The sequence below is a fragment of the Caulobacter sp. AVps16 genome, from assembly GCF_058681455.1.
This window is the reverse complement of the sequence record NZ_CM178739.1, coordinates 3699135-3723051: the sequence shown is the minus strand read 5'-3', so window position 1 is coordinate 3723051 and position 23917 is coordinate 3699135. Positions and strand designations below refer to the sequence as shown.

Genomic DNA, 23917 nt, shown 5'->3' with positions numbered 1-23917 from the left:
CCAAATCGCGCATTTCGTTGCGAAGCCTCTCGCGGTCGTCTATCCCCCGCATCATCGCAGGCGACGGGGATTGAAGATGCAAGGTCTGGTCACAGTGTTCGGCGGCTCCGGCTTCGTCGGCAGCCAGGTCGTGCGGCAGCTCGCCAAGGCGGGCCACCGCGTTCGCGTGGCGGTGCGCCAGCCCAACCTGGCCTACAGGATGCGAATGCTGGGCGATGTCGGCCAGATCGAGGTCGTCCAGGCCAATGTTCGCAACCTCGCCTCGGTGGACCGGGCGCTGGAAGGGGCTGAGGCCTGTGTGAACCTGGTGGGTCTGCTGTACGAATCGGGCCGCCAGAAATTCCAGGCCGTCCATGTGATGGGTGCCCAGACCCTGGCCGAGCGCGCCAAGGCGGCCGGTGTCAGCCGCTTCGTGCAGATCAGCGCCATCGGCGCCGATGCCAAGTCCGAGGCCAAGTACGCCCGCACCAAGGCCGAGGGCGAGGCGGCGGTCCGCGCCGTCTTCCCGGGCGCGGTGATCATCCGCCCGTCGGTGGTCTTTGGGCCTGAGGACAATTTCTTCAACAAGTTTGGCCAGATGGCCGCGATCAGCCCCGCCCTGCCCCTGGTCGGTGGCGAGACCCGCTTCCAGCCGGTTTTCGTGGGCGACGTCGCAGCCGTGATTGCCCGGGCGGCCAGCCACCCGGAAGCCGAGGGCCTGACCTATGAACTGGGCGGCCCCGGTATCTTCACCATGCGCCAGATCCTGCAGCTGATCCTGACCGAAACCGGCCGCGACCGCGCCCTCGTGGCCTTGCCCTGGCCTGTCGCGCGCCTGCTGGGCCAGGTCGGCGACCTGATGGCGGGCCTCCTGCCGATCGCCCCGCCGATCACCAGCGACCAGGTCGAGATGCTGAAGAGCGACAATGTCGCCGACCATGGCCTGCCGGGCCTGGCCGAGGCCGGTATCGTCCCGACCAGCATCGAGGCGATCGTGCCGTCCTACCTCTATCGCTACCGGAAGGGCGGCCAGTACGCCCCGACCCCGGCGGGAGCATTCTAGCTAGGCCCTAGACGGGCTGGTTACCGTCAACAAAGCGATGAAGTCGGGATCCGTCACGGCCTCATCGCTGTCGGTCATCTGATAGGTTCCTGGATCGCCGGGCTCGATGGCCTCCAGTACCGGCGCGATAATGATGGTTTCGTGCCCGCTTGGCGGTGCGATCTCGATGCCGGTCTCTGGGTCGCAGACAACGACCTTACCGAAGATCTGTTGCCGCCGTGTGACCCGCCCCTCGCTGTCGAGATAGGTCAGGCCGACAAGCAGGGTCGCGCCGATCAGATCTTCGGCAAGTCCTGCATCCCAATCGTCTTCGCCTAGATTTTCGAAACTATCTGACATCCGACGCCTCAGCGCGGGATGTACAATAGCCCCAGTCCCACGACGCCCACGGCGATCCGCCACCAGGCGAACGGCGCGAAGCCGTGCTTGCTGATGAAGTCCAGCACCGTCTTGACCACAAAGACGCCGGAGACCAGCGCCGCCAGGAAGCCAAGGCCGATCAGGCCCAGGTCATTGGTGCTGAGCTTGTCGATGTTCTTGTAGAGGTCATAGGCAAATGCGCCGGCCATGGTCGGCATGGCGAGGAAGAAGCTGAACTCGGCGGCCGAACGCTTGTCGCACTTGAGCAGCAAGGCACCAGCGATGGTTGCCCCCGAACGCGAGACGCCCGGCACCAGGGCCAGGCACTGGAACAGGCCGATGATAAAGGCGGTCTTCAGCGGATAGTCGGAAACGTCGGTATAGCGCGGCTCAAGCTTCATGCGGTCCAGGGCCAGCAGGGCGAACCCGCCGGTGATGAGGGTGATGCAGACCAGCAACGGCGATTCGTAGAGGACCGTCTTGATGAAGTCGTGGGCCAGTACGCCGACAACGACCGCCGGCAGGAAGGCCAGGAAGACGCCTAGAATGAAACGGCGCGAGCCGGGATCGCTCGGCGCCGTGGTCAGCAGTCCCCAGAGGCGGCCGAAATAGACCCCGGTAATTGCAAGGATCGCGCCAAGCTGGATCAGAACCTGAAAGGTGTTTCCGGGGCTGTGGAAGCCCAGAAAATGGCCGACCAGCAGAAGATGTCCCGTAGAGGACACAGGAATGAATTCGGTCAGGCCTTCGATCAGGCCCAACACGATTGCGATCAACCAATCCGGCATCGGCTTCCCCCAGGACACAGGCCCCCGGCGTGCGCCTGACACGGTAAACAAGGAGTTCATCTATAAAGTGGACTAATTCTGCGCCCAGATGCGAGCATCTCGCAGCGCTGCGCAGGAAGCCCCGTATATAAAAGTCAATTATATAGACCACCGCATTCTTCTTGCGGAAAAGAGTCCTTATGAGCCCGCCATACGCAATTTTTCTCCCGGCAACGGGGCGAGGGAAGTCGCATGGCCGAGCGCATGCTGAAATTCACCACGGTGGCCCGCAAAACGCCTGAAAAGCGGGCGGCGGAAGCCCGTAATGGCGACTTCCACGAGATCTATGCCGACTTCATCGACGCCAAGGCGACCGAGCAGGCCTCGCGTTGCTCGCAATGCGGCGTGCCGTTCTGCCAGACCCACTGCCCGCTGCACAACAACATCCCCGACTGGCTGCGGATGACCGCCGAAGGCCGTCTGGAAGAGGCCTATCAGCTGTCCCAGGCCACCAATTCCATGCCGGAGGTCTGCGGTAGAATCTGCCCGCAGGACCGTCTGTGCGAAGGCAACTGCGTCATCGAACAGTCGGGCCACGGCACCGTGACCATCGGTTCGGTCGAGCGCTACCTGACCGACAAGGCCTGGGAGATGGGCTGGGTGAAGCCCCTGGTCGCTGGTGCCGCCACTGGCCAGTCGGTCGGGATCATCGGGGCCGGGCCCGCCGGCCTCGCCGCCGCCGAACTGCTGCGCGAGCAGGGCCATGAGGTCGTGGTCTATGACCGGCACGATCGGGCCGGCGGCCTGCTGATCTACGGCATTCCCGGCTTCAAGCTGGAAAAGGACGTCGTCGAGCGTCGCACCGGCCGCCTGGCCGAGGGCGGGGTGGTCTTCAAGCTGGGCTTCGAGGTCGGCCGCGACGCCAGCCTGCAGGACCTGCGCGACAGGCACGACGCCGTGCTGATCGCCACCGGCGTCTATGCCGCCCGCGATCTGGTGGTGCCGGGTTCCGGCAGCCAGGGCGTGGTACCGGCGCTCGACTATCTGATCGCGTCCAACCGTACCGGTCTTGGCGACACCGTCGCTGACTATGAGAACGGCACCCTGAACGCCGAGGGCAAGGACGTGGTCGTGGTCGGCGGCGGCGACACCGCCATGGACTGCGTCCGCACCGCCATCCGCCAGGGCGCGACCTCGGTCACCTGCCTCTATCGCCGCGACAAGGCCAATATGCCCGGCTCCCTGCGCGAAGTGGCCAATGCCGAGGAAGAGGGCGTGACCTTCGAATGGCTGGCCGCCCCCCGCGCCCTGTCGGGCGATGCCGAGGCCGTCACCGGCGTGCGCGCCATCCGCATGCGTCTGGGTGCCCCGGACGCCTCGGGCCGTCAGTCTCCGGAAGAGATCGAGGGCGGCGATTTCGATCGCCCGGCCCAGTTGGTGGTCAAGGCCCTCGGCTTCGAGCCCGAGAACCTGCCCGAACTGTTCTCGGCCCCCGACCTGAAGACCACCCGCTGGGGTACGGTGAAGGCCGATGTCCGCAACCAGATGACCAATCTGGACGGCGTGTTCGCGGCCGGCGACATCGTGCGCGGTGCGTCCCTCGTGGTGTGGGCGATCAAGGACGGCCGCGACGCTGCAGACGCGATTGCCCGCTATCTGAAGTCCAAGGTCGGCGCCCCGGCGCTGATCGCGGCGGAGTAGAAGATCATGAGCCAAGACATCCAGCACTATCTGGCCAACCGCCAGCGCCTGATCGACGGTCACGCCTATGATCCGACCACCGAGCGCGACGCCTGCGGCGTCGGCCTGGTCTGCGCCATCGACGGCACGCCGCGCCGCGAAGTGGTCGAACTGGCCATCAAGGCCCTGAAGGCCCTCTGGCACCGCGGGGCGGTCGACGCCGACGGCAAGACCGGCGACGGGGCCGGCATCCTGCTGTCGGTGCCCCAGGACTTCTTCACCGACCAGGTCCGACGCACCGGCCACGCCCTGCGGGCCGGGGCCATTGCCGTCGGCCAGATCTTCCTGCCGCGCACCGATCTCGGGGCCCAGGAGGCCTGCCGCACGATCGTCGAGGCCGAGGCCCTGCGTTTCGGCTTCTACATCTATGGCTGGCGCCAGGTGCCGGTGAACACCGCCGTGATCGGCGAAAAGGCCAATGCCACCCGGCCGGAGATCGAGCAGATCATGCTGGCCGCCCCGGCCGGCCTGGAAGGCGAGGCCCTGGAACGCGCCCTGTTCCTGTGCCGCAAGCGGATCGAAAAGCGCGTCCATGCCCAGAACCTGTCGGGCTTCTACATCTGCTCGCTGTCGGCCAAGTCGCTGATCTACAAGGGCATGTTCCTGGCTGAGGCCATCGACGAGTTCTATCCTGATCTCAAGGACGACCGCTTCGCCGCCAATGTGGCGATCTTCCACCAGCGCTATTCGACCAATACCTTCCCGGAATGGCGTCTGGCCCAGCCCTTCCGGATGCTCGCCCACAATGGTGAGATCAACACGATCAAGGGCAACATCAACTGGATGAAGTCCCACGAGATCAAGATGGCCGCCCAGGCCTTCGGCGAGTTCGGGGATGACGTCAAACCGGTGATCCAGCCCGGCGGGTCGGATTCGGCCAGCCTGGACAATACCTTCGAGGTCCTGGTCCGCGCCGGTCGCGACGCGCCGATGGCCAAGGCCCTGCTGGTGCCGGAGGCTTCGGGTCCCGGCCTGTCAGCTGCCCACCAGGCGCTCTATTCCTACTGCAATGCCGTCATGGAGCCCTGGGACGGTCCGGCCGCCCTCTGCGCCACCGACGGCCGCTGGGTCGTGGCAGGCAAGGACCGCTCGGGCCTGCGTCCGCTGCGCGTGGCCTATACCGACGACGGTCTGGTGATCATGGGTTCGGAAGCCGGCATGTGCGGCGTCGCCGAGAGCCGCATCACCCGCAAGCTGGCCATCGCCCCGGGCCGGATGATCGCCATCGACCTGGCCGAGGGCCGGCTCTATGGCGAGGACGAGATCATCGATGAACTGGCCGGCCGCCATCCCTATACCGAATGGCTTGGCAACATGGTCGATCTCGAAAAGGAGATCGGCCCGGGTCCCGAACCGCGCCGCTATGGCCGCGAAGAACTGATCCGCCGCCAGGCTGCCGCTGGCCTGAGCCTTGAGGATCTCGAGATGATCCTCGCCCCCATGGTCGAGGACGGCAAGGAAGCCGTCGGCTCGATGGGCGATGACAGCCCCCTGGCCGTGCTGTCGGAAAAGTACCGGCCGCTCAGCCACTTCTTCCGTCAGAACTTCAGCCAGGTGACCAACCCGCCGATCGATCCGCTGCGGGAAACCAATGTCATGAGCCTGAAGACGCGGTTCAAGAACCTGGGCAACATCCTCGCCCAGGACGCCGCCCAGGCCGACGTTTACGTGCTGCAGAGCCCGGTCCTGACCACCGGCATGTATGAGCGTATCCAGGGCCTGCTGGGCGAGAAGAACGTCGTCGTCATCGACTGCACCATGCCCCTGCCCGCCCCCGAGGCCCGGGCCGGCGACGCCCTGCGCGCCAATCTCGACCGCATCCGGGCCGAGGCCGAGGATGCCGTCCTGCGCGGCTGCGGGGCCATTGTCCTGACCGACGAGAACAGCCGCGAGGACCGGGTCGCCCTGCCGATGATCCTGGCCACCGGCGGCGTCCACAGCCACCTGGTCGGCAAGGGCCTGCGCTCCTATGTCTCGATCATCGTCCGCTCGGCCGAGTGTCTCGATACCCACTATTTCGCGGTGCTGGTCGGGGTCGGGGCCACGGCGGTCAATGCCTATCTGGCCCAGGAAACCTTCCAGGACCGTCTGGAGCGCGGCCTGCTCGGCGACAAGTCGCTGAAGGACGTCTGCCTGAACTTCAAGGGCGCCATCGAGGCCGGTCTGCTGAAGATCATCTCCAAGATGGGCATCAGCGTCATCTCGTCCTATCGCGGCGGCTACAATTTCGAGGCCGTCGGTCTGTCGCGGGCCCTGGCCGCCGAGTTCTTCCCCGGCATGCCGTCGCGCATCTCCGGCATCGGCCTGGCCGGCGTCGAGAGCAAGGCGGTCGAGCTGCACCGCAAGGCCTGGGGCCCGGCGGCGGTGACCCTGCCGGTCGGCGGCCTCTACAAGCTGCGCCGCTCCGGCGAGGCCCATGCCTTCGAGGCACGCCTGATCCACACCTTGCAAAGCGCCTGTGACAGCGGGGACTACGAGCTCTATCGCCGCTGGTCCAACGGCCTGCGGACCCAGAAGCCGATCCAGCTGCGCGACCTGCTCGACTGGCGCTCGGACCGTAGCCCGATCTCGACCGACGACGTCGAGAGCGTCAACGAGATCCGCAAGCGCTTCGTCACGCCCGGCATGAGCCTCGGGGCCCTCGGCCCGGAAGCCCACGGCATGCTGAACATCGCCATGAACCGCATCGGGGCGAAATCCGTCTCGGGCGAGGGCGGCGAGGACTCGGCCCGCTACAAGCCCCTGCCCAATGGCGACAATCCCAACAGCGCCATCAAGCAGGTGGCCTCGGGACGGTTCGGGGTCACGGCCGAATATCTGAACGAATGCGTCGAGCTGGAGATCAAGGTCGCCCAGGGCGCCAAGCCCGGTGAGGGCGGCCAGCTGCCCGGCTTCAAGGTCACCGAGATGATCGCCAGGCTGCGCCATGCGACGCCCGGGGTCATGCTGATCAGCCCGCCGCCGCACCACGATATCTATTCGATCGAGGACCTGGCCCAGCTGATCTATGACCTCAAGCAGATCAACCCGGTCGCCCGGGTGACGGTCAAGCTGGTGGCCATGACCGGCATCGGCGCCATCGCGGCCGGCGTCGCCAAGGCCAAGGCCGACGTGATCCTGGTCGCCGGCGGCGTCGGCGGCACCGGGGCCTCGCCCCAGACCTCGGTGAAATATGCCGGTGGTCCGTGGGAGATGGGCCTGTCGGAAGCCAACCAGGTTCTGACCCTGAACAATCTGCGCCACTCGGTGGTGTTGCGGGCCGACGGCGGCATGCGGACGGGCCGCGACATCGTCATCGCGGCCATGCTGGGGGCCGAGGAGTTCGGCATCGGCACGGCCTCGCTGGTGGCCATGGGCTGCATCATGGTGCGCCAGTGCCATTCCAACACCTGCCCGGTCGGGGTCTGCACCCAGGACGAGGCCCTGCGCGCCAAGTTCACCGGCACGCCGGACAAGGTCATCAACCTCTTCACCTTCATCGCCGAGGAGGTTCGCGAGATCCTGGCGGGCCTGGGCTTCAAGTCCCTGCAGGAAATCGTCGGGCGCACCGATCTGCTGGCCCAGGTCAGCCGCGGCGGCGAGCACCTCGACGACCTCGACCTGAACCCCCTGCTGGTTCGGGCCGACCCCGGCCAGAACAAACCCTACAATACCGTCGTCGGCCGCAACGAGGTGCCCGACACCCTCGACGCCCAGATCGTCCGCGACGCAGCTCCCCTGCTGGAGCGCGGCGAGAAGATGCAGCTGACCTATACGGTCCGCAGCACGGCCCGCACGATCGGTACCCGCACCTCCAGCCATATCGTCCGCAAGTACGGCATGAAGGGCCTGCCCGCCGGCCACCTGACCGTCCAGCTCAAGGGTTCGGCCGGCCAGAGCCTTGGGGCCTTCGCGGTCCAGGGCCTGCGCATCGAACTGACCGGCGAGGCCAATGACTATGTCGGCAAGGGCCTGTCGGGCGCGACCATCGTCATCAAGCCCTCGCGCACCCTGGCCGCCCCGGAAAGCAATGCCCTGATCGGCAATACCGTGCTGTTCGGTGCCACCTCCGGCCGGCTGTTCGCCGCGGGCCAGGCGGGCGAGCGCTTTGCGGTCCGCAATTCGGGTGCCACCACGGTGGTCGAGGGCTGCGGGGCCAATGGCTGCGAGTACATGACCGGCGGCCAGGTGGTGATCCTCGGTCCGACCGGCGGCAATTTCGGGGCCGGCATGACTGGCGGCATGGCCTTCGTCCTCGACCAGCACGGCCGGTTCGAATCCCAGATCAATCCCGAAAGCATCGTCGTCCAGCGCCTGGCCTCACCCTATTGGGAGGGCGTGCTGCGCTCGCTGGTCGCCGAACATGCCCGCGAAGCCGACTCGGCCTTCGCCGCCTCCCTGCTGCGCGACTGGGACCGGGTGCGGGATCTGTTCTGGCAGGTCTGCCCCAAGGAGATGGTCAGCCGCCTGCCACAGCCGCTGGTGGCGGAAGAGGTCGCGGCCTAAGGCGCTTTTTGGGCGCGGAGGACTCGCCCCCTCCGCGCCTTCGGCGCTCCTCCCCCGTAGGGGGAAGATGAAGGGCGCTGACTCATCTTCCCCCTGAAAGGGGGAGGACGACCTGCGCAGCAGGACAGGAGGGGGCCTGCGGCGTCGGCCGGAAGAAGCACCGCCTCGCCTCCGCGCCCACGCAGGAGCCATCCTTAAATCTCACGGCGAGACGATCGCTGGTCTGGAAAGGTCACTCCGCCGACACCGCCCTTCGGGCGGCCGCTCCGCGGCGGCGGGCAATGTCTGCTTCCGAGACTGAGCGGGCCTTCAGTTTGCCCGAACTGACGGCCAACGCCGGACGCCCCCTCCGTCACGATGCGTATTCGCATCGCGCCACCTCCCCCGCACGCTTCGCTACGGGGCAGGTGGGTTCATCTGTTCTTCTCCTGCCCCGTGAAACGGGGGAGGTGGCGCGGCGCCGATAGGCGACGTGACGGAGGGGGCGCTGCTGAGCCTGACTTCCGCAACCCACCCTTCTCAGACCTTCAGCCCGCCGGCGTCCGCAACCAGCGCCTCGCCCACATACCGCGCCCTCGGCCGGATCAACCGCCCGGTCTGCCCCTGCTCGATGGCATGGGCCAGCCACCCGGCCGTGCGCGCCACGGCGAACAGGATGAAGGGCGCATCGGCGGGCAGGGCCAGGGCTCGGGCCAGACCCACCAGGGCGAAATCGATATTGGGCAGCTGCCCCGTCGCGGCCTCGGTCTCCCGCCGGAGATCCTCGAGCAGGGCGGGCGGCTCGAACGCCGCCAGTAAGGTCCGCGCCCGAGGATCCCCGTCCGGATAGAGCGGATGCCCAAAGCCCGGCGTCGACGATCCCTGCGCCAGGCGGGCGCTCACGGCCTTGGCGGCACCCGTCCGGTCCGCCTCGGCGACGAAGGCCTCGACCCGCGCCGCCATGCCGCCGTGCAGCGGACCTGACAGGGCGCAGAGCCCGGCCAGGGCGGCGGCCGACAGCGACGCCCCCGTCGAGGCCGCCACCCGGGCCGCGAAGGTCGAGGCGTTCAGTTCGTGATCGGCCAGCAGCACCAGGGCCATCCGCAGCAGGTTCGCCCCCGCCGCGTCGACGCCCCAGGCCCGCGCCAGACGCTGATGCGCCGCGCCTTCGGTGACCTCGCCCGCCGCCGCATCGACCACGGCGTCGAGCAGGCTGGCGGCCTCCATGGCCAGGGCCAGCGGCGCCCGTCCGCGCGCTGGAGCTTCGGCCCCCGCCCGCAGCGCCAGGGCGTTGAAGAGGCGGGCGCGAGCGGTCTCGCCGGCCACGACATCCCCGGCCCGCGCCGCCTGCCAGGCCGCGCCATGGCCGCCGCGCAGCAGCCGCGCCGTCTGTTCCAGGGTGTGGTCCTGCGCCAGAACCGCTGCATCGCGGCCGCGATACCAGAGCCTGCCGCCCGCCACCGTGGTGATGGCCGAGGCCAGGACCGGCTCGCCCCAGGCTATGGCCTCGGCCGCCACATCGGCCGCGCGCCGGCCCCGGGCCTTGCGGGCCTGCAGGGCGGCGACGTCGGAGGCCCGGTAGAGACTGCGGCGGGGATCATCGGGATGGGCGGCGGCCTCGATCCGGCCGCGGCTCACATAGGCATAGAGGGTCTGGGGCCGGATCCCCAGCCGGTCCAGCACCTGTTCCGCGTCCAGCCAGTCATTCGCCATATAGATTGATTATATTGATCAAGATTGACGATCAAGTGCGGAGAGCGCGATCTGGCCGGCGAAAGGAGACCTGAAATGTCCGATGGTCTTGCCCAAGGGCTTGAAGGCGTGATCGCCGCCCATACCGTGCTGTCCGATGTCGACGGGGCCCATGGCCGCCTGGTCATTCGCGGCTACGCCGTCGAGGATCTCGCCGGCCACACCCCCTTCGAGCAGGCGGCCCACCTGCTGTTCGACGGCTTTTTCGATGACCTGCCGGCCGATCTGGCCCCGGCCATAGGCGCAGCCCGGGTCCGGGCCTTCGCCGAGGTCGGGGCGCTGGACGAGGGCCTGGCAAGGCGCGATCCGGTCGAGGCCATGCGCGCCCTGCTGGCCCGCCTGCCCGACGGCGATGATCTGGCGACGGCCCTGCTGCTGCTGGCCGCCCCGGCCGTCCTGACCCCGGCCGTGCTGCGGGTCGCGGCCGGCCAGGCCCCGGTCGCCCCCGATCCGGCCCTGTCCCATGCCGCCGACATCCTGCGGATGACCCGGGGCCAGCCCGCGACCGAGGCCGAGGCCCGGGCCCTGGACGCTTATCTGGTCACGGTCTGCGACCATGGCCTCAATGCCTCGACCTTCGCGGCCCGGGTGATCGCCTCGACCCGGGCGGGCCTGACCTCGGCGGTGCTGGGCGGGATCTCGGCCCTGAAGGGTCCGCTGCACGGCGGCGCGCCGGGGCCGGTGATCGACATGCTCGACGCGATCGGCACGCCGGAAAACGCCCGGCCCTGGCTGGAACAGGCCCTGGCGCGCGGCGACCGGCTGATGGGGTTCGGCCACCGCATCTATCGCGTCCGCGACCCGCGCGCCGACGCCCTGAAGGCGGCCGTCCGCCGGCTGTCAGGGGCCTCGGGGACCCTGCCCGGCCGCGTCGCCTTCGCCGAGGCCGTCGAGCAGGCGGCCCTGCAGATCCTGCGCGAGCGCAAGCCCGACCGGCCACTGGATACCAATGTCGAGTTCTACACCGCCCTGCTGCTCGAGGCCCTGGGCCTGCCGCCGGCCAGCTTCACCTGTGTCTTCGCCATGGGCCGGACGGCCGGCTGGATCGCCCATGCCCGCGAACAGCTGGCCGGCGGCAAGCTGATCCGTCCGCAGTCGGTCTATGTCGGACCCGGGGTGAGGCAGGCGGCCTGATCGCCGCAAGGCGAGAACGACTCGCGCGAGTCGTTCTCGCTGGGGTGCAGCCGCCCGGCTTGGTATGGAGCGGGCATGACCCTCTCTGCCCTGTCGCCCGAAACCCAGGCCCTGACCCGTCGCGTCACCGCCCTGTCGGTGGCGGTGGCGGCCGTGCTGATCGTGGTCAAGACCCTGGCCTGGCTGGCCAGCGGCTCGGTGGCCATGCTGGCCTCGCTGTCGGACTCCGGTCTCGACCTGGTGGCCTCGCTGATCACCTTCTATGCCGTGCGCTATGCCGCCGAGCCGCCGGACGCCGAGCACCGCTTCGGCCACGGCAAGGCCGAGGCCTTTTCCAGCCTGATGCAGGGCGGCCTGGTCTTCGCCTCCGGGGCCCTGATCGGCCAGGAGGCGATCCGGACCCTGTACCATCCCCGCCCGGTCGAACAGGGCGGCATCGCCATGGCGGTGATGGTGGTATCGATGGTCCTGACCCTGGGCCTGATCATCGCCCAGTCGAAGGTGCTGAAATCGACCGGCTCGATCGCGGTCTCGGGCGACCGGGCCCACTATGCCGCCGATCTCGGCTCCAATGCCGTGGCCCTGGTCGGGATCGGCGCAGCCGCCTTTCTGGGAATCGTCTGGATCGACGCCGTCGCCGGCCTGATCGTCGCCCTGTGGCTGATCTGGGGGGCGATCGGGGTGTTCCGCGAGGCCTCGCACCAGCTGATGGACCGCGAACTGCCCGACGAGGACCGCAAGCGGATCGTCGCCCTGGCCACCGAGGACCCCCGGGTTCTGGGCGTGCACCAGCTGCGCACCCGCGCCTCGGGACCCTATGTCCACATGCAGATGCATGCCGACCTCGAGGCCGGCATCTCGCTGGCCGAGGCCCACACCATCATGGTCAATGCCGAGAACCGGCTGCTGGAGGCCTTTCCGGCCGCCGACATCATCATCCACCCCGACCCCCGGGGTAAGGCCGAGAGCCATGGCGGGCTGTTCGCCGAGGCCCATCACGGCTAGTAAGCGCGGGATCCTCTTCGAGACGAGCCGCCTCTGCATGGACGACACCCTGGCCCAACTGCCCAAGGCCTTTGCCGGCAAGACCGTGCTGGTGCTGGGCGACGTGATGCTGGACCGCTTCATCTACGGGGCCGTCGACCGCATCTCGCCCGAAGCGCCGGTGCCGGTGATCGCCGTGGAGCGCGAGACCGCCATGCTGGGCGGGGCCGGCAATGTCGCCCGCAACATCGCCGCCCTGGGGGGCCAGGCCGTGCTGATCGGCCTGATCGGCGATGACGAGGCCGGCCGCGCCCTGACCGCCATGCTCGCCGACGAGGCGGGCCTGGAGGCCCATCTGGTCACCGACCCCAGCCGCCGGACGACCGAAAAGGTCCGCTACATCTCCGGCTCGCACCAGATGCTGCGGGTCGACCGCGAGGATCGCGGGCCGGCCGAGCCCGTCGGGCTGCTGGCCGCCTTCAACCAGCGCCTGGCCGCCGCCGATGTCGTGGTGCTGTCGGACTATGCCAAGGGCGTCCTGACCGACGGCATCGTCCGCGCGGCCATCGATGCCGCCCGGGCCGCCGGCAAGCCGGTGATCGTCGATCCCAAGAGCCGCAACCTCGCCCGCTATGACGGCGCGACCCTGGTCAAGCCCAACCGCAAGGAAGCCGCCGAGGCCACGGGCCTGGCCGAGGCCAGCGACGAGGCCTCGGAAGCGGCCGGCGCGGCGATCCTGGCCCTGGCGCCTGGTCTGGAGGCCGCCCTGATCACCCGCGGCGGGGCCGGCATGACCCTCAGTGTCCGGGGCCAGCCGCCCGTGCACCTGCCCGCCACGGCCGTCGAGGTCTTCGATGTCTCGGGAGCCGGCGACACCGTGGCCGCGACCCTGGCCCTGGCCATGGCCGCCGGGGCCGGCCTGGCCGATGCCGCCCGTCTGGCCAATCTGGCCGCCGGTCTGGTGGTCGCCAAGCTCGGAACCGATGTCGTCACGGCCGGCGAGCTGACGGCCCTGGCCCGCTCCCGGGCCGGCGAACCGGCCAGGATCAAGATCGCCGACCTGCCCCAGGCCCTGGAGATCGTGGCCGGATGGCGGGCCCGCGGCCAGACGGTCGGCTTTACCAATGGCTGTTTTGACCTGCTGCATCCCGGCCACGTGTCGCTGCTGGACCAGTCCCGAGCCGCCTGCGACCGGTTGATCGTCGGCCTCAATACCGATGCCTCGGTCTCGCGCCTGAAGGGCCCGACCCGGCCGGTGCAGTCCGAACAGGCCCGCGCCATCGTTCTGGCCTCGCTGTCCTCGGTGGATCTGGTGGTGCTGTTCGACCAGGACACGCCGCTGAATCTGATCCAGGCCTTCCGCCCCGATGTGCTGGTCAAGGGTGCCGACTACACCGTCGAGACCGTGGTCGGTTCCGACGTTGTGCTCGGCTATGGCGGCAAGGTGCTGCTGGCTGACCTCAAGGCGGGCCAGAGCACCACCGCCCTGATCGGCCGAATGAACGCCAAACCCTGAGCCGGCCCGGCCCAAAACGTCGCACAAGCGCCTGCTTTGCTTGGGTTAACAGTGTTCAGCAACAGGTTGTTAAGCAAACCGGCGCATCGCTCTTTCGATGCAGCCTGAGCGTCAATGGGCATGAGCGTCGATCGCACCCTTCACCATTTCCCCCTGGACCCCGCCTCGCGGCAGGTGCGTCTGGCCCTGGGTGAAAAGCGTCTGGTCTTCGCCGAGGTCCAGGTTCGCTACTGGGAAGGTGCGCCAGATTTCCTCAGCCTGAACCCGTCGGGCATCACCCCGGTCCTGGTCGAGATCCGCCACGAACGCCGGACCGTGATCTGCGAGACCCGGGCGATCCTGGAACATATCGAGGAACAGGATCCCGAACCGGCCCTGCTGGGTCGCGACGCGGCCGAGCGCGCCGAGGCCCGCCGTCTGCTGCAGTGGTTCGACCGCAAGTTCGACAACGAGGTCAACGGCTTCCTGCTGCACGAGAAGATGGAAAAGCGCCTGCTGCGGCTGGGCGCGCCGGACCTGGCCGCCCTGCGTCGGGGCCGCGAGGGCCTGCGCCACCATCTGGCCTATGTCGACGGCCTGTTGCAAACCCGCGACTGGCTGGCGGGCCGGCGGATGAGCCTGGCCGACTTCGCCGCCGCCGCCCACCTGTCGGTGATCGACTATTTCGGCGATGTGCCCTGGCAGGACTTCCCGGCCGCCAAGACCTGGTACATGAAGCTGAAATCGAGGCCCTGCTTCAGGCCCATCCTGGCCGATCGCTGGCCCGGCCTCGCGCCGGCCGCGCATTATGACGACCTCGACTTCTAGCCCCCCGAACCTGGACTTTCGCGACGAGATCCGCGCCGAAGCCCTGCGGCTGGGTTTCGACGCCTGCGGCTTTGCCGATGCGGCGACCGCCTGGCCGCATGGCGAGCAGCTGGCCCGGTTCGTCGCTGAAGGCTTCCACGGCGAGATGGGCTGGATGGAAGAGACCCTGGAGCGTCGCAGCCATCCCACCGCCATGTGGACCGACGCCCGCAGTGCCGTGGTCCTCGGCCTGAACTATGGCCCCGAGCACGATCCGCTGACCGTCCTCGACCATAAGGACCGCGCGGCGATCTCGGTCTATGCCCAGGGCGACGACTATCACGAGGTGGTCAAGAAGCGGCTCAAGCTGCTGGCCGGCTGGATGCACCGGCGCTTTGGCGAGGAGGTGAAGGTCTTTGTCGACACAGCCCCGCTGATGGAAAAGCCCTTGGCCCAGCGGGCCGGCCTGGGCTGGCAGGGCAAGCATACCAATCTGGTCTCGCGGCCGTTCGGCTCGTGGCTGTTCCTGGGATCGGTCCTGACCACCCTGGACCTGCCGCCGGATCCGCCCGAGGTCGATCACTGCGGCTCCTGCCGGGCCTGTCTCGACATCTGCCCGACCGGGGCGTTCCCGACCCCCTATCGCCTCGATGCCCGGCGCTGCATCTCCTACCTGACCATCGAGCTGGCCGGGCCGATCCCGCCCGAGTTCCGGCCCGCCCTCGGCAACCGCATCTATGGCTGCGACGACTGCCTGGCGGCCTGTCCGTGGAACAAGTTCGCCCAGGTCGCCGGCGAGGCCAGGTTCCACGCCCGCGAGGCGCTGAAGGGGCCGTCCCTGGCCGAGCTGGCGGGGCTGGACGATCCGTCATTCCGGGCGCTGTTCTCCAAGAATCCCATCAAGCGCATCGGTCGCGACCGCTTCGTGCGCAATGTGCTCTATGCGATCGGTAACAGCGGGGATGCGACCCTGATGGGTGTGGTTGAGCCGTTATTGAGTGATCCGGCACCGGTCGTGCGCGGCGCGGCGGTCTGGGCGGCCCGGCGGCTGGACCCGGGGCGGACAGCGCCGGCCGGCGACCGTGAGTTCGAAACGGATCAGGCCGTGCTGGACGAATGGGCTCTCCCGCTCGTCTGAAGCCCGCTCGGCAAATACTGGAACCCGGAGACCGGCCCTGCTACCACAGCCCATGTTCCAAGCCGCCAAGATCATCGCCGCCGCCCTTGTGCTGGCGACCTCATTCGGTGCCGTCGCCCAGGCCGCGCCGGTTCCGGCCAAGCCCGCCTGCCAGCCGATCAACGAAGAGAGCTTCGTCAGGATCGGCGGCATTGAGCAATGGGTGACCATCAAGGGGTCTTGCCGCGACAATCCGGTGGTCCTCGTCCTGCACGGCGGACCCGGCAATCCCATCAGTCCCTTTGCCGACGCTCTGTATGGCTCCTGGGAAAAGGACTTCACCCTGGTCCAGTGGGACCAGCGCGGGGCGGGCAAGACCTTTGGTCGCAATCCGGACAATGCACCCCTGACCATCGAGGGCATGGCCCGCGACGGCATCGAGGTCTCGACCTATCTCATTGCCCATCTCGGCCAGAAGAGGGTCGTGCTGGTCGGCGGGTCCTGGAGTTCGGTCCTGGGCGTGCACATGGCCAAGGCGCGGCCCGAGCTGTTCCAGGCCTATATCGGCACGGGCCAGCTGGTTCGAAATCCCGACAACCAGATCGCCAGCTACCAGAAGGTTCTGACCCTGGCCCGCGCTGCGGGCGACACCGCGACCGTGGCCACACTCGAGGCCCTCGGGCCTCCGCCCTGGATCAATCCCCGCGCCTTTGGAACCCTGCGCCGGGCGACCCGGGTCTATGAGGCCAAGACCGCAAAGCCGGCGCCGAAAGCCTGGTGGGCCCCGGCCGCACCCTATGCCACCGATGCCGCCCAGGCTGATTACGAGGCGGGCGAGGAGTTTTCCTTCATCCAGTTCGTGGGGATGAAGGGCGACGGCATGCTGTCCCATGTGGACCTGCCGGCCCTGGGCCCGGCCTTCGCAATCCCGATGCACTTCGTCCAGGGCTCTGAAGACCTCGTCACCACCCCCGAGGTGGCCAGGGCCTATTACGACTCGATCACCGCGCCCCGGAAAACCTGGCGCCTGGTGACCGATGCCGGTCATGATCCCAATGAGAGCCTGCTGGCGGCCCAGCACGACATCCTGATGACGCAGGTCCTGCCGCAGACGCGGTAGGGCCCGGAGCGTTTTCCCGACCCTGATGAAGCCGTAAGGTCTGAAAGGGCTTAGGCCTTCAGCAGCTCCTCGATCGCGGCCCGGGCCGCAGGGCCCAGCTCCGGATGGGCCAGGGCCAGGGCGACATTGGCCCGCAGCAGGCCGATCTTGTCGCCGCAGTCATAGGTGATGCCCTCATATTCCAGGGCGTGGAAATCCTGGGTCGCCATCAGCTTCAGCATTGAGTCGGTGAGCTGGATCTCGTTGCCGGCCCCCTTTTCCTGGCTGGCCAGCAGGTCGAAGATCTCGGGCTGCAGGATGTAGCGGCCGCTGATGAAAAGGTTCGAGGGCTCGGTGCCTTTCGGCGGCTTCTCGACCATGCCGGTCATGCGGTTCAGGCGGCCGTCCTGGCCGTCCAGGGCCACGATGCCGTACTGGTGGGCCTGACCCGCCGGGCAGGGCTCGACCACGACGATATTGCCGCCGACCTGGTCATAGGCCTCGATGGCCTGGGCCAGGGCGGAGGTCTGGGCGTGCATGACCATGTCGGGCAGCAGCACCGCAAACGGCTCGTCGCCGACGATGTCGCGGGCACACCAGACGGCATGGCCCAGGCCCAGGGGGGCCATCTGGCGCACGAAGCTCATCTCGCCGGGCTTGGGCAGCTCGTCCAGCAGCTCCTTGAGCAGATCGGTCTTGCCCTTGGCCGCCAGGGCCGCCTCAAGCTCGACCTGGTGATCGAAATAGTCCTCGATCGCGCCCTTGTTGCGTCCGGTCACGAAGATGAAGTGCTCGATCCCCGCCGCCCGGGCCTCGGCCACGATGTAGGACAGGATCGGCCGGTCCACGACATTGAGCAGTTCCTTCGGGGTCGTCTTGGTGCCCGGCAGAACGCGGGTGCCGAAGCCGGCGACGGGAAGAACAGCCTTGCGGACGGGTTTCATGAGCGCCTCATGGTTTTCGCTTGCAGAGGGTTCTAGGGGGCGAAAACCCGAAACGCCACCGTCGTTCGATGAAATCCTCTCTGTCATCGGGCTAGCGGCACGCGGAAGATTGATCTTCGCGCGGGGCCTGCTAGCTGGTTCGCCAGAACCGTTTCGGAGGCTCCCCCATGCATCGTCGTGCCCTTCTTTCTCTCCTGACCGCCGGGGCGGCCGTCTCCCTGGCCGGCTGCGGCAACAAGAAGGCCGCCGAGAACCTGGTGGCCGCCGACGCCTTCATGGCCAAGAACGCCAAGGAGCCCGGCGTCGTCACCCTGCCTGAGGGCCTGCAGTACAAGATCATCCGTTCGGGCCCGAACGGCGGCATGCACCCGACCCGCGCCGACGAGGTGAAGGTCAATTACGAGGGCAAGCTGATCGACGGCACGATCTTCGACAGCAGCTATGAGCGCGGCGTGCCCGCCTCATTCCCGCTGGACGGCCTGGTGCCGGCCTGGGTCATCGCCCTGCAGCGCATGAAGGCCGGCGACGAGTGGATGCTCTATGTGCCGCCGGCCCTGGGCTATGGCGCCGAGGACAAGGGCCCGATCCCCGGCAACAGCGTGATGATCTTCCGCATCGAACTGATCGACGTGCTCCGCGCACCGACCGGGACGGCGAAGGGGTAGGTTTAGATCCTCCCCTCTTGGGGGAGGTGGCCCAGAGGGCCGGAGGGGGCAAGCTCGGCCTAAGCCGCATTAGCCCCCTCAGTCGCCTCGCGACAGCTCCCCCAGAAGGGGAGCAGCTAGCGCCCCTACACCGGCCGCGGCGGGTAACCCTTCTCGCGGAGGGCGTCGATGATCTCCTGGGTGTGCTGGGCGTCGCGGGTTTCGATGGTGATGTCGAATTCCGCGCCCTTGGCCGGCACGTCCAGGGCCAGGCGGTTGTGATTGACCTCGATGATATTGGCGCCCATGACGCCGATCACATTGGCCACGGTCGACAGCAGGCCCGGACGGTCATCGCCGACGATCCGCAGGCTGACCAGCCGCTGGGCCCGGACCAGTTCGCGGGTCAGGACCGAGGCCAGCAGGCGGGTGTCGATATTGCCGCCGCACAGGATCAGGCCGCACTTCTTGCCCCGGAAACGCTCCGGATAGGCCAGCAGGGCCGCCAGAGAGGCCGCCCCGGCGCCCTCGGCAATGGTCTTTTCGACATTGCAGTACAGCGCCACGGCCTGCTCGATATGCGGCTCTTCCAGCAGCAGCACGTCATCGATCAGCGGCCGGGCCACGCCATAGGTCAGCTCGCCCACGGTCTTGACCGCCACGCCCTCGGCAATGGTCTGGCCGCCGCAATGGGCGGTCATGCCGCGCATCTTGGCGGTGAAGGACGGATACATGGCCGGCTCGCAGCCGATGATGCGGATATCGGGCTTCAGAGCCTTGGCCGCCGTGGCCACGCCGCTGATCAGACCGCCGCCGCCGATCGGCACGGGCAGCACTTCAAGGTCGGGCGCATCTTCCAGCATTTCCAGGGCGATCGTGCCCTGGCCGGCCATGATGTCGTAGTCGTCGAACGGATGGACGAAGGTCAGGCCCTGCTCTTCGCGCAGGCGCAGGGCGTGGGCATTGGCGTCGTCATAGCTTTCGCCCTCGATGATCACCGTCGCCCCGAAGTCGCGCGTGTGCTGCACCTTCACGAACGGTGTGGTCTTGGGCATGACGATGGTGACGGGCACGCCCAGCCGGGCGCCGTGATAGGCCAGGCCCTGGGCATGGTTGCCGGCGCTGGCGGCGATGACGCCCTTGGCCTTCTGGGCGTCGGACAGCAGCATCAGCTTGTTGAGCGCCCCGCGCTCCTTGTAGGCGGCCGTGAACTGCAGGTTCTCGAACTTCACCCAGACCTCGGCCCCGGTGATCTTCGACAGGGTCTTGGAATAGCGGCACGGCGTGCGCTCGATATGGCCCTTGAGGCGGCCGGCGGCGGCCTGGATGGCGGCGAGGTCGAGAGTCATGAGCTACCTGTCTGGACGCCGAACACCGGCGTCCGGGGGCGTCTAGCACATTCGATCGCGGCTCCGCACGCCCTGCGGTGCCTCAGGGGACCCGATCGAGCAGATCGGCGATCGCAGCCCAGGCTTCGGGCTCGGTGAGCATTGGCGCATGACCGACTCCGGGGACCTCGACCACCGCCATGGCGGGCGCAGCGGCGCACATTCGTTCCACGATCGCCGGATTGACGAGGTCGGAAATGCCGCCGCGCACCAGCAGCACCGGACGGTCCTGGGTCAGGGCCCGGAACAGGGGATACATGTCCGGGGCCAGGGCCGAGGCCCCGTCCTGGCTGGCGGCGGCCGCAGCCCTGATCGGGGCCGAGATGTCCGGATCGCAGGCCAGGACGAAGCCGCCGTCCTTCTCGTCGAAGACCCGGCGGGCGAAACGGTCCCAGTCGGCGTCGCCATAGGCCGGGAAGGCGGCCTGGTTGATGCGGCGGGCATAGGCCACGGCCTCGTCCCAGGTCTCAAACCGGCTGGCCCCACCGGCATAGGCGGCAATGCGGGTCAGGCCGACCGGCGAAAGCTCGGGGCCGACATCATTCAGCACCACCGCCGCAATGGCTTCCGGCTTGAACGACGCCAGGACCATGGTGATCAGGCCGCCCATGCTGGTGCCGACAAACACCGCCTTCTCGATTCCGGTGGCGGCCAGCAGGCCGACGATGTCGCCGGCATAGGTGCCGGGATGATAGTTCAGCGGCTGGGGGTCCCAGGCTGACAGGCCCCGGCCGCGCACATCCACCGCCAGGACTCGCCGGCCCCGGGCCGCGATCAGGGGGGCCAGATCCTCGAAATCCCGGCCATTGCGGGTCAGGCCGTGGATGCAGATCACCGGCAGTCCGGAGGTTTCGCCGACGGCTGCATAGTCGCGGGCATGCAGCGGCAGGCCTTCGCCGGAGGTCCAGTAGAGGTCGGTGAAGCCGGTCATCTTTGCATCCTTGTCGAACACTTGCCCCCACCGGGTTGCTGCGCAACCGTCCGCCCCCGGAGGGGGCGGATGATTTCGTCTTCCCCCTCCGGGGGAGGAGCGCGTCAGCGCGGAGGGGGCGAGCAATCAGCCCCCGTACACGAACGGTGGGTCGATCTCGGCGAGCAGCGGCGCCGCCTCGTCCCGCGCATTGGCGCCGATCTCCGCCGTCGGAATCGTCCAGTCGATGCCGATGGCCGGATCGCTCCAGCGCACCCCGCCTTCGGCGGCCGGGGTGTAATAGTCGGTGCACTTGTAGAGCACCTCGCAGTCCTCGGTCAGGGTGCAGTAGCCGTGCGCGAAGCCCTGGGGCACCAGCAGCTGCTGGCGGTTCTCCGCCGACAGTTCGGCCCCGACCCACTGGCCATAGGTCGGCGAGCCCTTGCGGATGTCGACGGCCACATCGAAGATCGAACCGACCACGCAGCGCAGCAGCTTGTCCTGGGCATGGGGCGGCTTCTGATAGTGCAGGCCACGCTGGATGCCGCGCTTGGTCGAGCGCACATGATTGTCCTGCACGAAGATCCGTTCGAAGCCGGCCTCCTTCAGCGCCGACTCGCGGAAGGTCTCTGAAAACCAGCCGCGCTCGTCGCCATGGCGGGCGGGCGTGATAAGCAGGACCTCGGGAATCGCCAGGGGGGTGATTTTCATGACCAGAACGCTCCAGGGACAAGTTCGCCACCGATGCCGTCTGTGACCGCCGATGACAAGAGCGCGCCAAGCATCAGCGTGATCATCGTCTCCTATGAGAGCGGTCCGACCCTGGAACGCTGCCTGGCGGGCCTCGCGGCCCAGACCTTCACCGATTTCGAGATCCTGCTGGTCGACAATGCCTCGACCGACGGCGCGCCCCAGGCGGCCGTGGCGGCCGACCCCTCGATCCGCTTCCTCGAGCCGGGGGCCAATCTCGGCTTCGCGGCGGGCAATAATCTGGCGGTGAGCCAGGCCAGGGGCCGCTGGCTGGCCCTGCTCAATCCCGACGCCTATCCCGAGCCCGGCTGGCTGGCGGGCCTGATGGACGGCGCGGCACGGCATCCGGCCGTTCAAAGCTTTGCCTCGCTGCAGACCTCGGCCGATGATCCCGGTGTGCTGGACGGGGCCGGCGACAACATGACCTCGGCCGGCATTCCGTTCCGGGGCGGCTATGGCCGCCGGCTGCCGGCTAATCTGCCCGAGGGCGAGGTGTTCTCGTCCTGCGGCGCGGCCATGCTGATCGACAAGGCGCTGTTTGCAGACCTCGGCGGCTTTGATGAGCGGTTCTTCTGCTACTGCGAGGATGTGGATCTGGGCTATCGGCTGCGCCTGACCGGCCACAGGACCCTGCTGCTCCCCGGTGCGCGGGTGGCCCATGTCGGCTCGGCCAGCACCGGCGTGCGTTCGGACTTCGCCATCTTCCACGGCTCGCGCAACCGGGTCTGGACCTTCCTCAAGAACACCCCGCCCCTGCTGCTCTGGCTGACCACCCCGCTGCATGTGGCGGTAACGGCGGCCCTGCTGCTGCTGCACCTGCGCCGGGGCGACGCCGGGCCGGCGGTGCGCGGGATCAAGGCGGCCCTGGCACAACCGGCCCTGGACGCGGTGCTGGCCGACCGCAAGGCGGTTCAGGCGCGACGCAAGACGGGTTCGGGCGCGATCCTGCGGGTGATGTCGATCGACCCGGCGGCGTTCATCGGGCGGCGGTTCGTGATCCGGAAGCCGAAGCTCTAGAGGGAAAGCTCCTCCACCAACCGCACCATGAAGGCCGCCCCGCGTTGCATCTGGGAGATCTCCACGAACTCGTCGGGCTGGTGGGCCTGGTCGATCGAGCCCGGACCGCAGATCACCGTCGAGAAGCCCGCCCCCTGGAACTGCCCGGCCTCGGCGGCATAGGGCACCACCCGGGCCGGGCCGTTGTCGCCGGCCATGCGACGGGCAAAGGCCTCGGCGACGCCGTCGACCTCCGGCGCGAACGAAGGGGTCAGGGAGCGGCGCTCGACCCTGACCCCGGCCTCCGGGGCGCGGGTCTTCAGCTCGGCGTCCATGGCCTCGGCCCTGGAGAAGAAGTCCGCAAGGATCGCCAGCGGATCCATGCCGGGCGGGGTGCGCAGGTCGAAGATGAACACGCATTCGCGGGCCAGGATATTGACCGCCGTGCCGCCATTGACCTGGCCGATGGTCAGGGTCGCGCCCCTGGGCGTGAACGGCGAGGCGGGGTCGGCCTCGCGTTCCAGGCGTTCCGACAGCTCGACAAGGCCCGCCATCAGCCTGATCGCCGCCATATTGGCCGAGACGCCCAGATGGGTCAGGCTGGAATGGGCTTCGCGGCCCGAGACCGTGACCCGGAAACTGGCAATGCCCTTGTGGCCCTGGACCGCGACCATGTCGGTCGGCTCGCCGACCACCACCAGGGCGGGCCTGGGCAGGTCGCGGGCGATCACCGCGATCATGTCGGGCGCGCCCAGGCAGCCGACCTCCTCGTCATAGGAAAAGGCCAGGTGCACGGGCCTGGAGAGCGTCGCGGCCGCCAGGTCCGGGGCGGCGGCCAGGGCCAGGGCCAGAAAGCCCTTCATGTCGCAGGTTCCCCGGCCATAGAGCCGGCCGTCACGCTCGGTCAGCACGAACGGGTCGGTCGACCAGGGCTGACCGTCGACCGGCACCACGTCTGTGTGGCCCGACAACACGACCCCGCCCTCGACCGCCGGGCCGATGGTGGCCAGCAGGTTCGACTTGGTCCCGTCGGCATTGGGCACCCGCCGCGAGGCCACCCCCAGGTCGGACAGATAGGCCTCGACCCATTCGATCAGCGCGAGATTGGACAGGCGCGAGGTGGTGTCGAACGACACCAGCCTGGCCAGAAGGTCGATGGCGCGGTCGGACAGCGCTTCGGAAGAGGATGCCATGGGGTGAGCCTAGCCCCGTATCACCGCCGCTGCCTAGGCAGGGCTGTTGGAGGCAGACGAAAAACGGTTGTCATCCCGCCCCGACCTTGCGCCGGGGGCGCAGCGCGCAGATCCGGGATCGACGCCTGAGCGCCGCGTTTCCGGCGGTCCCGGATCTGCGCCCGGCTATCGCCGGACTTGTCTGGGATGACCGCTTTTCCCGCTGCGACACCCTATGAGCAGACTTGGCTGGCGAGAAGGGCGGGGCAAGACCGTGCCGAAGCCATGCCGATCTCCGCTCTCGACGAGCGAATTCATCCTCGCGCGCCGGGGCTGGCGGCTTTTCTTCGGC

19 protein-coding genes are annotated in these 23917 nt (G+C 68.2%); 11 read left to right on the top strand and 8 right to left on the bottom strand.

Features of this window, described 5'->3' with window-relative positions; genetic code table 11:
• The first annotated feature begins 76 nt into the window (after window positions 1–76).
• A complete protein-coding gene (locus ACW17U_RS17890) occupies window positions 77–1042 on the top strand; it encodes a complex I NDUFA9 subunit family protein (RefSeq protein ID WP_492054223.1) in 966 nt (321 codons plus the stop codon).
• On the opposite strand, the gene ACW17U_RS17885 is transcribed toward ACW17U_RS17890, so the two are convergent.
• Both ACW17U_RS17885 and ACW17U_RS17880 read right to left on the bottom strand, forming a co-directional pair.
• Window positions 1043–1381, bottom strand: a complete 339-nt coding sequence (locus ACW17U_RS17885; RefSeq protein ID WP_492054221.1) for a hypothetical protein — start codon at window positions 1379–1381, stop codon at window positions 1043–1045.
• Between the two features lie 8 nt (window positions 1382–1389).
• Window positions 1390–2190 carry an undecaprenyl-diphosphate phosphatase gene (locus ACW17U_RS17880; RefSeq protein ID WP_062150585.1) on the bottom strand — a complete coding sequence of 267 codons (801 nt, stop codon included), beginning with the start codon at window positions 2188–2190 and terminating at the stop codon, window positions 1390–1392.
• Between the two features lie 231 nt (window positions 2191–2421).
• On the opposite strand from ACW17U_RS17880, the gene ACW17U_RS17875 reads away from it, so the two are divergent.
• Both ACW17U_RS17875 and gltB read left to right on the top strand, forming a co-directional pair.
• Window positions 2422–3870 carry an NAD(P)-dependent oxidoreductase gene (locus ACW17U_RS17875; RefSeq protein WP_492054220.1) on the top strand — a complete coding sequence of 483 codons (1449 nt, stop codon included), beginning with the start codon at window positions 2422–2424 and terminating at the stop codon, window positions 3868–3870.
• A gap of 6 nt (window positions 3871–3876) precedes the next feature.
• Window positions 3877–8394: a glutamate synthase large subunit gene (gltB, locus tag ACW17U_RS17870; RefSeq protein WP_492054218.1), complete on the top strand. Its 4518-nt coding sequence runs from the start codon at window positions 3877–3879 to the stop codon at window positions 8392–8394.
• Between the two features lie 519 nt (window positions 8395–8913).
• Here the strand turns inward: gltB and ACW17U_RS17865 are convergent.
• Window positions 8914–10086 (bottom strand): citrate synthase family protein, encoded by a 1173-nt coding sequence (locus ACW17U_RS17865; RefSeq protein WP_492054216.1) that lies wholly within the window; start codon window positions 10084–10086, stop codon window positions 8914–8916.
• Between the two features lie 75 nt (window positions 10087–10161).
• On the opposite strand from ACW17U_RS17865, the gene ACW17U_RS17860 reads away from it, so the two are divergent.
• From ACW17U_RS17860 to ACW17U_RS17835, 6 genes are all read left to right on the top strand, one after another.
• Entirely contained in the window at window positions 10162–11259 is a 1098-nt protein-coding gene (locus ACW17U_RS17860; protein WP_492054215.1) for a citrate synthase/methylcitrate synthase, read from the top strand.
• A 75-nt stretch (window positions 11260–11334) separates the two neighbouring features.
• Window positions 11335–12264: a cation diffusion facilitator family transporter gene (locus ACW17U_RS17855; RefSeq protein WP_492054213.1), complete on the top strand. Its 930-nt coding sequence runs from the start codon at window positions 11335–11337 to the stop codon at window positions 12262–12264.
• 37 nt (window positions 12265–12301) lie between these two features.
• Window positions 12302–13759 (top strand): D-glycero-beta-D-manno-heptose-7-phosphate kinase, encoded by a 1458-nt coding sequence (gene rfaE1 / locus ACW17U_RS17850; protein WP_492054211.1) that lies wholly within the window; start codon window positions 12302–12304, stop codon window positions 13757–13759.
• Window positions 13760–13879: 120 nt separating this feature from the next.
• Entirely contained in the window at window positions 13880–14566 is a 687-nt protein-coding gene (fzlA, locus tag ACW17U_RS17845; protein WP_062151815.1) for an FtsZ-binding protein FzlA, read from the top strand.
• A complete protein-coding gene (gene queG / locus ACW17U_RS17840; RefSeq protein WP_492054209.1) occupies window positions 14547–15683 on the top strand; it encodes a tRNA epoxyqueuosine(34) reductase QueG in 1137 nt (378 codons plus the stop codon). Before fzlA ends, queG begins: the two co-directional genes overlap by 20 nt.
• A gap of 52 nt (window positions 15684–15735) precedes the next feature.
• Complete coding sequence (locus ACW17U_RS17835; protein WP_492054207.1) at window positions 15736–16782, top strand: alpha/beta fold hydrolase; 1047 nt, start codon at window positions 15736–15738, stop codon at window positions 16780–16782.
• A gap of 50 nt (window positions 16783–16832) precedes the next feature.
• Here ACW17U_RS17835 and ACW17U_RS17830 read toward each other — a convergent pair whose 3' ends face one another.
• A complete protein-coding gene (locus ACW17U_RS17830) occupies window positions 16833–17705 on the bottom strand; it encodes a UTP--glucose-1-phosphate uridylyltransferase (RefSeq protein ID WP_062150607.1) in 873 nt (290 codons plus the stop codon).
• A gap of 167 nt (window positions 17706–17872) precedes the next feature.
• Here ACW17U_RS17830 and bamJ point away from each other — a divergent pair, with 167 nt between their 5' ends.
• The gene (gene bamJ / locus ACW17U_RS17825; protein ID WP_492054205.1) at window positions 17873–18370 is read left to right on the top strand and encodes a BamJ family beta-barrel-assembly machinery protein; all 498 of its coding nucleotides are present in this window, start codon (window positions 17873–17875) and stop codon (window positions 18368–18370) included.
• A gap of 125 nt (window positions 18371–18495) precedes the next feature.
• On the opposite strand, the gene ACW17U_RS17820 is transcribed toward bamJ, so the two are convergent.
• The 3 genes from ACW17U_RS17820 to rfbC form a co-directional block, all read right to left on the bottom strand.
• Complete coding sequence (locus ACW17U_RS17820) at window positions 18496–19698, bottom strand: threonine ammonia-lyase (protein WP_492054204.1); 1203 nt, start codon at window positions 19696–19698, stop codon at window positions 18496–18498.
• 82 nt (window positions 19699–19780) lie between these two features.
• The gene (locus ACW17U_RS17815) at window positions 19781–20668 is read right to left on the bottom strand and encodes an alpha/beta fold hydrolase (protein WP_492054202.1); all 888 of its coding nucleotides are present in this window, start codon (window positions 20666–20668) and stop codon (window positions 19781–19783) included.
• Between the two features lie 126 nt (window positions 20669–20794).
• Window positions 20795–21358, bottom strand: a complete 564-nt coding sequence (gene rfbC / locus ACW17U_RS17810) for a dTDP-4-dehydrorhamnose 3,5-epimerase (protein WP_492054200.1) — start codon at window positions 21356–21358, stop codon at window positions 20795–20797.
• Between the two features lie 33 nt (window positions 21359–21391).
• Here rfbC and ACW17U_RS17805 point away from each other — a divergent pair, with 33 nt between their 5' ends.
• Window positions 21392–22414 carry a glycosyltransferase family 2 protein gene (locus ACW17U_RS17805; RefSeq protein WP_492054198.1) on the top strand — a complete coding sequence of 341 codons (1023 nt, stop codon included), beginning with the start codon at window positions 21392–21394 and terminating at the stop codon, window positions 22412–22414.
• Here ACW17U_RS17805 and argE read toward each other — a convergent pair.
• Window positions 22411–23586: an acetylornithine deacetylase gene (gene argE, locus ACW17U_RS17800; protein ID WP_492054197.1), complete on the bottom strand. Its 1176-nt coding sequence runs from the start codon at window positions 23584–23586 to the stop codon at window positions 22411–22413. The genes ACW17U_RS17805 and argE overlap by 4 nt on opposite strands.
• Window positions 23587–23917 lie beyond the last annotated feature (331 nt).